Origin of the sequence: Lachnoclostridium sp. An131 (assembly GCF_002160825.1) — a bacterium.
Classification (GTDB): domain Bacteria; phylum Bacillota; class Clostridia; order Lachnospirales; family Lachnospiraceae; genus Laedolimicola.
In genome coordinates this window covers 25,057-36,946 of the sequence record NZ_NFLI01000014.1, presented here as the reverse complement: position 1 = coordinate 36,946, position 11,890 = coordinate 25,057, and the positions used below count along the sequence as shown (strand labels likewise).

Here is an 11,890-nt window from a genome sequence, read left to right as displayed (position 1 = left end):
TATGCTGCAGGAAATAGGAACGCTTCTTTGGGAGAGAAGGGAATTTTTTGGGGGATTGATTCTGGAGCATCTGCAGATCTCTCTTCTGGCGATTGCCATTGCGATTGTAATCGGAGGAATCTTCGGACTGTTCATCAGTGAATTTCAGAAAACAGCAAAGCCGGCACTGGGAGTGGTGAATTTTCTCTATACGATTCCTTCGATCTCCATGCTGGGCTTTCTGATTCCCTTTTCCGGAGTCGGGAACGCTACGGCGGTGATTGCCCTTACCGTGTATGCTCTGCTTCCGATGGTGCGGAATACTTATACGGGAATGACAAATGTGGATCCGGCTATTTTGGAGGCCGCGAAGGGGATGGGAAGCACACGGATGCAGATTTTGTTTAAGAATCCGCCTGCCCCTGGCTATGCCTGTGATTATGTCCGGAATCCGCAGCATGGTGACCATGACGATTGCCTTGGCAGGAATTGCTTCCTTTATTGGAGCCGGCGGGCTGGGCGTGGCGATTTACCGGGGCATTACCACGAACCAGACAGCAATGACTATGGCAGGCAGCCTTCTGACGGCGCTCCTGGCGCTTCTGATGGATTTCCTGTTCGGTTTTATAGAACGGCGCATGACAAAACGCAGTGCAAAGGCAAAACGGACCAACCGGATTCTGGGTCTTGCGGCGCTGCTTGTCTGTCTGCTTGCCGTCTTCGCGGCACTGTCCCGCCGCAGTCAGGGAGAGACGATTCACATTGCCACGAAGCCCATGACAGAGCAGTATGTACTTGGGGAAATGCTGGACATTCTGATTGAACAGGATACGGCTCTGGAAGTGGAGCTGACTCAAGGGGTAGGCGGCGGAACCTCCAATATCCAGCCGGCCATGGAGAGCGGAGAATTTGACATCTATCCGGAGTATACAGGCACGGCCTGGAATATGGTTTTGAAGGAAGAGGGGCTGTATACAGAGGACCTTTTTGAGGAGATGGAACAGGAATACGAGGAGCGCTATTCCATGCAGTGGGCCGGCATGTACGGCTTTAACAATACTTACGGCCTGGTGGTGCGCAGCGAGATTGCAGAGCAGTATGGTTTGAAAACCTATTCGGATCTGGCGGCGGTATCGGATCAGCTTGTTTTTGGTGCAGAATATGATTTCTTTGAGCGGGAGGATGGCTATGACGCGCTCTGTGAGACCTATGGGCTTTCCTTTAAAGAGACCATGGATCTGGATATCGGCCTGAAGTATCAGGCGCTGAACCAGGGAAGGATCGATGTGATGGTGGTGTTTACCACAGACGGCCAGCTCTCCGCCTCTGACGCGGTGGTGCTGGAAGATGACAGACAGTTTTATCCCTCCTATCTCTGCGGAAATATCATCCGGAGTGAGGTTCTGGAGGAGCATCCGGAGCTGGAGGAAGTATTTGAAAAGGTGACAGGCATCATTTCAGACAGCGACATGGCACAGATGAATTATCAGGTAGAGACAGAAGGACGGGAGCCCCGGGATGTGGCGGAGGACTTTTTGGACGCCCGCGGACTTTTGAAATAGGAAGGAAGAAGGAGGAATCGGAAGATGCAGGCAGTGATTGAATTTCGGCATATAAAAAAGGCGTATGGAGATAAGGTGATACTGAAGGATTTTAATCTGTCTGTCGAAAAGGGAGAGTTCGTCACAATCATTGGCTCATCCGGCTGCGGTAAGACCACAGCCTTGAAGATGGTGAACGGCCTCCTTTCCCCGACAGAGGGAGAGATTCTGATAAACGGGGAGAATATCCGGGAAAAGGATCAGACGATGCTTCGCAGAAATATCGGCTACGCGATTCAGGGAAGCGTGCTCTTTCCGCATATGACGGTGGAGCAGAATATCTCTTACGTTCCCAATCTGCTGAATAAAAGGGACCGGCAGAGAACAAAGGAGGCAGTCAGCAAATGGATGCGCATTGTGGGACTTGACGAAGAGTTGAAAAGCCGCTATCCGTCGGAGCTTTCCGGCGGCCAGCAGCAGCGCGTGGGCATCGCCCGGGCCCTGGCCGCATCGCCGGAGATTCTTCTGATGGATGAGCCGTTTGGCGCGGTGGATGAGCTGACGAGGGCTCAGCTTCAGACAGAGCTTGGCCGGATCTATGAGCAGACGGGGATTACGGTGCTCTTTGTGACCCACGACATTTCCGAGGCCCTGAAGCTTGGCACGAAGGTTCTTGTCATGGACAGAGGAGAGATTCAGCAGTATGCCTCCAGCCAGGAGGTGCTGCGGCATCCGGCCACAGAGTTTGTGAAAAAGCTGGTAGATCAGGAACGGCGCATCTGCCATCTGCCTGATGACCGGCTGGAAGAGTGCGAGTACAGCGGAGTAGGAGAGAAGAGGTCCTGACTTGAAAAAAATGTCCGGCCATGATAAAGTGAAAACAGGAGACGACAGGAGAGGACGGGCACAGGACATGGCAGTGGACATGAAGGAAATCATAGCGGAGGCGGCAGGGCGGCTCATCAGGGAGCGAAAGGTAAAGAAGCTGACAGTGAAGGATATCGTAGAAGAATGCAATATCACACGGCAGACCTTCTATTACCATTTTGAAGATATCCCGGACCTGCTTCGGTGGGTATTAAAGAAGGGTGCAGAGCATGTGATGAAGGGATGTATGGAGCAGGAGGGGCCGGAGGAGATGCTGCGCTATCTGTTCCTGATGCTGCTCAATGCCCGTCCCTATGTGCGCCGGGGCATGACGTCTAATTACAGGGATGAGCTGGAGCAGATTGCAAGGGAGACCTTTTACGCGTTCTTTGATCAGGCGGCCGCCGAGGGCGGGCTGTACGAGAACTACAGCGTCCGGGACGCAAAACTGATTATCCGGTATCACTGCGGTGCGATTCTGGAGCTTTTGCAGGGATGGACAGAGAAGGACACCCAGGATCTGGATTACATTGTACACAGCGTATATCTGATGCTGAAGGGAGAGATGGCTCCCATGGGTGAAAAAAAATAAGCTTTTACAGAAGGACCGGAGTGTAAAGGTTTTTTACACTTTGGTCCTTCTGTCTATACAGAAAGAAAATACTGATCATGGTTTTCTGGAAAAGGATTTGCTACAATTCTTTCAGCATCAGGAAGAAAAAATGTTTCAGGCAGCAGTCCGGAAGACCGGAGCTGCTGTGTTTGCTGAGAAAGGAGCGCGTGCTATATGGCCTATGAACTGCTTTCGGTCAAGCTGTGCGAGCTGGATGAAAAGTTTGAAAGGCTCCATGGCAGGATTCAGAGGAGCCAGACCTTCGACAGAAGTGTTCTGAAGCAGGAGACGCAGCTCGTCCGCCGTGAATGTGAGGAGGAAGAGCAGATCTTAAGCAGAAGGCTGAGGTTCAGCCGGTCGGAGATGGCAGGAAGGATCTCAAAAATATATGAGAAGGTGGAAGAGACGGTCCGAAAGGCCAGGGAAGAGATGGAAAGCGGCCAGGGAAGGCTCTCCTCGGAGGATTGGCTGCTGCTGGCGGAATACAGCCTGGATTTCGCAAAGCAGGCTGCGGACCGGGCGCTTTTGATTTCCCTGGAAGCGATTGGAAGACAGGCGGACACAGAGCCGCCTGAACAGATGAAGATGGAGGAGACAACATGAAAGAAGTAAAATCGCCGAAAAAGCCATTGTATTACTATTATGGCATTGCTTTGCTGGTTCTGCTGCTGGCAAATATTTTTCTGACGCCGATGCTGGCCAGAGCCCAGGTTACGGATGTGGATTACGGAACCTTTATGAGCATGATCGAAGAGAAGAATATCGGGAGCGTGGAAGTGGAGGATTCTCAGATCCTGTTTACGGATAAGGACAATACCCAGGTTTACAGAACAGGAGCCATGGAGGATCCCACGCTGACCCAGAGACTGTATGACGCGGGCGCTGTCTTTGACCGGAATGTGGATCAGGGAACATCCCCGCTTCTGACGAGCCTGCTGACCTTCTTTCTTCCGTTGATAATCTTTATTGCGCTGGGGCAGTACATGAATAAAAAGCTGATGGAGCAGATGGGCGGAAAGAACTCCATGAGCTTCGGCATGGGAAAAAGCAACGCGAAGGTCTATGTACAGTCCACAAAGGGTATCCGCTTTGGTGATGTGGCAGGCGAGGAGGAGGCCAAGGAAAGTCTGGCTGAGATCGTAGATTATCTGCACAACCCGAAGAAATACACGGATGTGGGCGCTTCCATGCCCAAAGGCATTCTTCTTGTAGGCCCTCCCGGAACAGGCAAGACCATGCTGGCTAAGGCGGTAGCCGGAGAAGCGAATGTACCCTTCTTCTCGATTTCCGGTTCGGAATTCGTGGAGATGTTCGTAGGTATGGGCGCTTCCAAGGTGCGCGATTTGTTCAGTCAGGCCAAGGAAAAGGCCCCCTGTATCGTATTTATCGATGAGATCGATGCCATCGGAAAGAAACGTGACGGACAGATGGGCGGCAACGATGAGCGTGAGCAGACTCTCAACCAGCTCCTGACGGAGATGGATGGCTTCGAGGGAAACAACGGCGTCATGATTCTGGCGGCCACCAACCGGCCGGAATCCCTGGACCCGGCCCTTACGAGACCGGGACGTTTCGACAGGCGTGTGCCTGTGGAGCTTCCTGATTTGAAGGGAAGAGAGGATATTCTGAAGGTGCACGCGAAGAAGGTAAAGCTGGCGGACGACGTGGACTTTCATACGATTGCGCGGATGGCGGCAGGAGCCTCCGGCGCGGAGCTTGCCAATATTGTAAATGAGGCAGCTCTCCGCGCGGTACGTGCCGGCCGGACCTTTGTAAACGAGGCGGATCTGGAAGAGAGTATCGAGATCGTTATCGCGGGCTATCAGAAGAAGAATGCCGTGCTTTCCGACAAGGAGAAGAAAGTGGTAGCTTACCATGAGACAGGACACGCGCTTGTGGCTGCCATGCAGACCCATTCAGCTCCGGTACAGAAGATTACGATTATTCCGCGTACCTCTGGCGCGCTGGGCTATACCATGCAGGTGGAGCAGGGCGATAAATATCTTATGACAAAGCAGGAGATAGAGAACAGGATTGCGGTGTATACAGGCGGCCGCGCTGCCGAGGAGCTTGTGTTTGGAGAGATTACCACAGGAGCTTCCAACGATATCGAACAGGCGACGAAGCTTGCAAGAGCTATGATCACCCGGTATGGTATGAGCGAGGATTTTGACATGGTTGCTATGGAGACAGTGAATAACCAGTACTTGGGAGGAGACACTTCTCTGATCTGCTCGCCTGAGACCCAGAAGGAGATTGATGAAAGGGTTGTGGCTGTTGTAAAGGAGCAGCACGCAAAGGCTCTGGAAATCCTGCGGCAGAACAGAGAAAAGCTGGATGAGCTGGCGGCCTGCCTGTATGAGAAGGAAACGATTACAGGAGAAGAGTTTATGGAAATTCTGGAGCGTAAGGAGGCGTAAAACATGAAAAGATATTCAGGCTTCAGATGGGGACAGTTTATGATAGGGGTTCTGCTGGTGATTCTCGGCATATGGACCCTTGGCCATCCGGGTATGGCCCTGACAGGTGTGGTTATGATTTACGGACTTCTGGCAGTCCTGACAGGAATCATGGATATCGTCTTTTATGTGAAGATGGAACGGTATATAGGCTTTGGGCCTATGCTGTCCCTGATTTCGGGAATTTTAAGCGTGATGGCCGGAATTATGCTGCTGGTATACCCGGGCGCGGGAAGCGTAGCAGCTGCAGTTCTGTTTCCGCTGTGGTTCCTGGCCCACTGCATCTCCAGGCTGGCTTCCCAGCCCCGGATTATGAGGTATGTCAATTCGCTCAGCTATTATCTGACGCTGATTCTGAATATCCTGGGCCTGGTTCTGGCGGTTTTGATGCTGTTCAGCCCGGTATTTACCCTGATTTCTCTGGACGCTATTATCGGATGCTACCTGATTCTGCTTGGCGTAGACAGCATTGTGCTGGCTTTCAGCGGACGAAGGAATGACAGCGGGCTTCGCTGGTAAAGGTTTTGTTGACAGCTGCATATCTATATGATATGATTTTGATATCAAATAGAGGAGGGCTGTGCAATGCAGGAAAAAATACTGAACGGAAAAAAGAACGGGCTGGCTATGCTGTGTTTGATTCTGCTGCTCTATGTGGTGGGAATCGCGGTTCTGGTGGCTGGTGGAGTGATGGCCGAGGCCGGAACGCTGATGCCTCTGGCGGTGCTGCTGCTTGTGCTGGGAGGCCTTTGGACAGCGCTTGGCTGGCTCCCGCTGTGCGGCCTGAAGGTGCTGAAGCCTCAGGAAGCCCTGGTGCTGACCCTGTTCGGCAAGTATGTGGGAACGCTGAAGGAAGAAGGGTTCTATTATGTAAATCCCTTTTGCACGGCGGTAAACCCGGCGGCGAAGACCAGGCTGAACCAGAGCGGCGACGTCAACGATGCGAATAAGCTGCTGGCAAATGCTGCGGCACAGGCGGGAACAGCGGAAGCGATTGGCAAAAGGATCTCTCTGAAAATCATGACGCTGAACAATAACCGGCAGAAGATCAACGACTGCCTGGGCAATCCGGTGGAGATCGGAATCGCGGTGATGTGGCGCGTCGTAGACACGGCGAAAGCAGTATTTGAGGTGGACAATTATAAGGAATACCTTTCTCTCCAGTGCGACAGCGCGCTCCGGAATATCGTACGGATCTATCCCTACGATGTGGCACCCGGTGTGGACACGACGGGAGACGGGGTTGCAGATGAGGGAAGCCTGCGCGGTTCCAGCGAGGTGGTGGCAGAGCGTATCCGGAACGAAATTCAGAGCAAGGTGGCGGACGCGGGCCTGGAAGTTCTGGAAGCACGGATTACCTACCTGGCTTACGCGCCGGAGATTGCAGCCGTGATGCTGCAGAGACAGCAGGCGTCGGCGATTATCGATGCAAGAAAGATGATAGTGGAAGGAGCGGTAGGCATGGTAGAGATGGCGCTGGAGCGTCTCGATGAAAAGCATACGGTGGAGCTGGACGATGAGCGCAAGGCTGCTATGGTTTCGAACCTTCTGGTGGTTCTCTGCGGAAACCACGACGCCCAGCCGGTCGTAAATTCCGGCAGTCTGTACTGACAAGATGGGAAACGGGCCTATGGCAGAGAACCAGAAAAAACAGATTCCGCTCCGCGTATCCACAAAGCTTTATAATCAGATAGCCGCCTGGGCGGAGGATGATTTCCGCTCCGTCAACGGTCAGATAGAGTATCTTCTGACTGAGTGCGTGCGCCAGCGGAAGAAGAACGGCAAGTATGTCTCAGAGGAGCTTGACAAGCCGCTGGACATCGAAATCGAATAAGACCGGCATGCCCGCTGTGAATGTTCTGAAGGATCCTGCGGCGTCGGCCTGGCCTGAAATTCGGGCACATAGGAAAAATACCTCTTGCATATACTGTAGCAGTATATATGGAAGGGGTATTTTTATGGACAAAAGTTCCGAATATAACCTGTATCGGGATATTCAGTCCCGGACAGGAGGCGAGATTTATCTGGGGGTGGTAGGGCCGGTGCGGACCGGGAAATCTACCTTTATCAAGCGGTTCATGGATCTCTGCGTGCTGCCCGGCATCGAGGATGAACACGCGCGGACCAGGGCCAGGGATGAGCTGCCCCAGTCTGCGGCAGGAAAGACCATTATGACCACAGAGCCTAAATTTATTCCGAAGGAGGCTGCGGCAGTACGGATCTCGGAAGATGTGGAGGTCCGGGTGCGCATGATTGACTGTGTGGGCTTTATGGTGCCGGGAAGCGAGGGACATATCGAGGATGGCGCAGAGCGCATGGTGAAGACCCCCTGGTTTGACTATGAGATCCCGTTTTCCCAGGCGGCGGAGTTGGGAACCCAGAAGGTGATCACCGATCATGCCACCATCGGGATTGTGGTGACCTGCGACGGCTCCTTTGGGGAGATTCCCAGAGAAAATTACATAGAACCGGAAGAGCGGACCATAGCAGAATTAAAAAAGCTCGGAAAGCCCTTTATTATCCTTCTGAATTCAGAAAAGCCCTACAGTGAGTCCGTCGTCAGCCAGGCGGCCCGGATGGAAGAAAAATACGGCGTCTCTGTCCTTCCGGTCAACTGTGAACAGCTGAAAAAAGAAGATATCACAAAAATCCTGGAGCAGATTCTCTACGAATTTCCGTTGGCAAAGCTGGAATTCTATGTGCCGCGCTGGGTGGAAATGCTGCCTCTTGACCATAAGATCAAGCAGGATATCATCGGAAGCATCCGGGAGATTGCAGACCGGATCAGCACGATCCGGGACCTGAAGCCGGAAAATCTTCAGACGGAAAGCCCGTATGTCGAGCGGGCGAAGCTTGACGAGATCCGCATGGACAGCGGCTGCGGACGGGTCACGCTGGAGATTGATGAAAAATATTATTATGAGCTGTTAAGCGAGCTGACCGGAAGCGAAATCCTTGGGGAATATGAGCTGATCGCCCTGATTCGGGAGCTGTCCCGCATGAAGAAGGAGTACGCGAAGGTGGAGGCCGCCGTGGCATCCGTGCGGCAGAAGGGCTATGGCGTGGTTCTGCCGGATCAGTCTGAGATTACGCTGGAAGAGCCGGAAATGATCCATCAGGGCAATAAATTCGGCGTCAAGATCCGTTCTCTGGCGCCCAGCATCCATATGATACGGGCCAATATCGAGACAGAGATTGCGCCCATCGTAGGCAGCGAGGAGCAGGCGCAGGATCTGATCCGTTTTCTGAAAGACAGCAGCAGCTCGGAAGAAGGCATCTGGAAGACAAACATTTTCGGAAAATCAGTGGAGGAACTGGTGGAGGACGGCATCCGCAGCAAGATTTACCAGATCGGTGACGAAAGCCAGGTGAAGCTTCAGGAGACCATGCAGAAGATTGTCAATGAGAGCAGCGGCGGCCTGGTCTGCATTATTATTTGACAGAAAATGGAAAAAATCCTTGCGTGTTTCAGATAAGTCGTGTATGATAAAATCGTCGGAGGATAATAGCAGTGTGTTATCCGCCGGCGGTTTTTCACTTAACAGGAAGCCTCTTCCTTGTTAAATAAAACGTTCCGCGGGATGCGCTGCGGACACTCTGTAAAAGCTGAAATTTCCGGATTTCGATTCTGAAATCAAAATTTCCCTGAACAGAACAATGAAATATGTGAAATGCGAAATATGAAAAGGGATTTTCGTTGTGATTCTCCGCCGGGATTGCTATAATAGAAGCAGCAGAATAGGTCCGCTTTTCATATTTCCCGAGAAGGAGGAAAGACTTCTGAAAAATATTCCTTCCGAATATTTTGATGAGCTGTCCGGAAAAAGTCCTCAGTACCTTTTGGAGCTGATCAGCAAAATCATAGCCGTCTTTCTGTACCGTCTGAATGTGCCCCGCAATGAGGTGGAGCAGTTTACGGATCAGATTAAGGGAGGTGAATTCCAGATGCTGTTTGACAGCTTTGAAGCGTATGATGTGCAGGAAACCCGAAGAGTAAGTAAAGAGGAAGGAAAAGCAGAAGGAAAAGCTGAAAATCTGGCTCAGACTGGCGGCGAAGGCAGATGACCTGGAACAGTTCAGGGAGAAAGCCGGAATTTAGAAAGCGGGCAGGTTCGCCGGGATTTATAAGAAATACTAATGAGTATTTATAGGAAATCTGAAAGAGTGAAAATCAACTCCATTACATGGACTTTTCCCGGATTCTATGTTACGATAGAAAAGTATTTCGATCAGCAGAAGAGGCATGCCGCATGGAGGCAGGAAATCTACGGTACAAGCTCCTTTGGCAGATCAGACAACCTGTAAATCCCCGGAAGGGGCGAGAAAACTAGGAGGGTTATGTAATGGAGAAATTCTTCAAACTCAAAGAGAACGGCACCTCTGTCTCGACTGAGATTATGGCTGGACTTACCACATTCTTTGCGATGTCCTATATCATTGTGGTGAATCCCAGTATTCTGTCCCAGTCTGGCATGGAGTGGGGAGCAGTGTTCCTTGCTACGATCATTGCTTCTATCATTGGAACCCTGATTATGGGTCTGGTAGCGAACGTTCCCTACGCGCAGGCGCCTGGCATGGGCCTGAACGCGTTCTTTGTCTATACCGTATGCTTCGGTCTTGGATTTACCTGGCAGCAGGCGTTGTCCATGGTATTTATCTGCGGTGTGGTAAACATTCTGATCACCGTAACCAAGATCCGGAAATACATCATCAAGTCGATTCCGGCAGGCCTGCAGAATGCAATCGGCGGCGGTATCGGTATTTTCGTAGCTTATATCGGACTTCTGAATGTAGGCATCATCAATTTTGACGGTGGTGTTCCTGCGCTGTCTACTTTGAACCAGCCGGCATTCTGGGTGTTCATCATCGGCCTGATCCTGACGGTTGTACTGCTGGTGTGCAATGTAAAGGGTGCGATCCTGATCGCAATTATCGTGACCACACTGATCGGTATTCCTTTCGGAGTGACAGCGCCTCAGGACACCACAAGCTTTTCCGAGGCATGTGCGGCTCTGCCGACCACATTCCTTGCAATTTTCAAAGAAGGCGGCATCACAAGCCTGTTTACTGACCCGGCGAAGATTCCGCTGGTGCTGATCACAATTTTCTCCTTCAGCATCACAGATACCTTTGATACCATTGGAACCTTTATCGGAACCGGACGCCGCAGCGGCATCTTCAGCGCTGAGGATGAGGAGCTGATGGAGAAGAGAAGCGGATTCAAGTCCAGACTGGACAAAGCTCTGTTCGCAGACGCTACAGCTACCTCCATCGGAGCTCTGTTCGGAACCTCCAACACGACGACCTTCGTAGAGAGCGCTTCCGGTATCGGAGTAGGAGGACGCACCGGCCTTACCTCTGTAGTAGTGGCTGTCTGCTTCGCGATTTCTGCATTCCTCGCAACCTTTGTAAGCGCGGTTCCCTTCGCGGCGACTGCTCCGGCCCTTGTGGCGGTAGGTATCATGATGACCTCTTCCTTCAAAGAGATCAACTGGTCAGATCTGAGTGAGGCGATTCCGGCATTTTTCGCCGGCTTTGTGATGGCTCTGTGCTACAGCATTTCCTATGGTATCGCGACGGGCTTTATCTTCTACTGCATCGTAAAGATCTGCAAGAAGGAGACAAAGGAGATTCATCCGATTCTCTGGGTATGCACCTTCCTGTTCGTACTGAACTTTGTGCTTTTGGCGCTGCTGTAAGGACTGGTTGCAATATCCTGTTTTATCAGGTAAAATAACAGAGAACATCAAAGGGACACACCGGCTGGTGTGTCCCTTTTTGACACTGTGGAAAACGTGCGTGTTTTTATGCAGAAGAGAATATTCCCGGGGCGGCAGCTTCGGAGAACAGGGTTCAAAAATATCGGGGAGGACACAGAATGCTTGTAAAGATCTATACGGACGGGGCGGCCAGGGGAAACCCGGATGGGCCCGGAGGCTATGGTGTGATTCTGACCTGTGAGGACGCAAAGGGGCAGCTTCACAAAAGGGAATACAGTCAGGGATACAGAAGGACTACGAATAACAGGATGGAGCTGATGGCTGTGATCGTGGGACTGGAAGCGCTGAACCGGCCCTGCGAGGTGGAGGTGTATTCGGATTCAAAGTACGTGACAGACGCCTTCAATAAGCACTGGGTAGACGGATGGCTGAAGAAGAACTGGAGGGGAAGCGCGGGCCCGGTGAAAAACGTGGATCTCTGGAAGCGTCTCCTGAAGGCGAAGGAGCCCCATCAGGTCAGGTTTATCTGGGTCAAGGGGCATGACGGTCATGAGCAGAACGAGCGCTGCGATTTCCTGGCGACCTCGGCTGCGGACGGGACAGAGCTTATCGAGGATGAAGGGCTGGAGTCGTAAAATACCTCTTGAGGAAATCTATATATTGTGTTAGTATAGGAATTGCACAACTATATCTATGGATTGGAGTGGGAAA

The 11,890-nt window shown here is 51.9% G+C and carries 12 protein-coding genes and 1 pseudogene; all 13 read left to right on the top strand.

The window, feature by feature from the left end; translation table 11 throughout:
- Position 1: 1 nt before the first annotated feature.
- Positions 2-328, top strand: a pseudogene (locus B5E77_RS17675) (ABC transporter permease); the annotation flags it as partial.
- A gap of 79 nt (positions 329-407) precedes the next feature.
- Entirely contained in the window at positions 408-1,541 is a 1,134-nt protein-coding gene (locus B5E77_RS12150; RefSeq protein ID WP_330394688.1) for a glycine betaine ABC transporter substrate-binding protein, read from the top strand.
- A gap of 24 nt (positions 1,542-1,565) precedes the next feature.
- A complete protein-coding gene (locus tag B5E77_RS12145; RefSeq protein WP_087165634.1) occupies positions 1,566-2,366 on the top strand; it encodes an ATP-binding cassette domain-containing protein in 801 nt (266 codons plus the stop codon).
- A 10-nt stretch (positions 2,367-2,376) separates the two neighbouring features.
- The gene (locus B5E77_RS12140; protein WP_242963734.1) at positions 2,377-2,979 is read left to right on the top strand and encodes a TetR/AcrR family transcriptional regulator; all 603 of its coding nucleotides are present in this window, start codon (positions 2,377-2,379) and stop codon (positions 2,977-2,979) included.
- A 195-nt stretch (positions 2,980-3,174) separates the two neighbouring features.
- On the top strand, positions 3,175-3,603 hold the full coding sequence (locus B5E77_RS12135; RefSeq protein ID WP_087165632.1) for a hypothetical protein: 429 nt from the start codon (positions 3,175-3,177) through the stop codon (positions 3,601-3,603).
- Complete coding sequence (gene ftsH, locus B5E77_RS12130) at positions 3,600-5,420, top strand: ATP-dependent zinc metalloprotease FtsH (protein ID WP_087165631.1); 1,821 nt, start codon at positions 3,600-3,602, stop codon at positions 5,418-5,420. Before B5E77_RS12135 ends, ftsH begins: the two co-directional genes overlap by 4 nt.
- Before the next feature lie 3 nt (positions 5,421-5,423).
- Entirely contained in the window at positions 5,424-5,978 is a 555-nt protein-coding gene (locus B5E77_RS12125) for an HdeD family acid-resistance protein (protein WP_087165630.1), read from the top strand.
- Between the two features lie 66 nt (positions 5,979-6,044).
- The gene (locus tag B5E77_RS12120) at positions 6,045-7,070 is read left to right on the top strand and encodes an SPFH domain-containing protein (RefSeq protein ID WP_087165629.1); all 1,026 of its coding nucleotides are present in this window, start codon (positions 6,045-6,047) and stop codon (positions 7,068-7,070) included.
- Positions 7,071-7,089: 19 nt separating this feature from the next.
- Positions 7,090-7,293: a PTS ascorbate transporter subunit IIC gene (locus B5E77_RS12115; RefSeq protein ID WP_087165628.1), complete on the top strand. Its 204-nt coding sequence runs from the start codon at positions 7,090-7,092 to the stop codon at positions 7,291-7,293.
- A gap of 124 nt (positions 7,294-7,417) precedes the next feature.
- Positions 7,418-8,899: a stage IV sporulation protein A gene (spoIVA, locus tag B5E77_RS12110; protein ID WP_087165627.1), complete on the top strand. Its 1,482-nt coding sequence runs from the start codon at positions 7,418-7,420 to the stop codon at positions 8,897-8,899.
- Between the two features lie 400 nt (positions 8,900-9,299).
- Positions 9,300-9,524 carry a hypothetical protein gene (locus tag B5E77_RS16825; protein WP_143468628.1) on the top strand — a complete coding sequence of 75 codons (225 nt, stop codon included), beginning with the start codon at positions 9,300-9,302 and terminating at the stop codon, positions 9,522-9,524.
- Positions 9,525-9,802: 278 nt separating this feature from the next.
- Positions 9,803-11,158, top strand: a complete 1,356-nt coding sequence (locus B5E77_RS12100; protein WP_087165625.1) for an NCS2 family permease — start codon at positions 9,803-9,805, stop codon at positions 11,156-11,158.
- A 179-nt stretch (positions 11,159-11,337) separates the two neighbouring features.
- Entirely contained in the window at positions 11,338-11,814 is a 477-nt protein-coding gene (rnhA, locus tag B5E77_RS12095) for a ribonuclease HI (protein ID WP_087165624.1), read from the top strand.
- Positions 11,815-11,890: the final 76 nt, after the last annotated feature.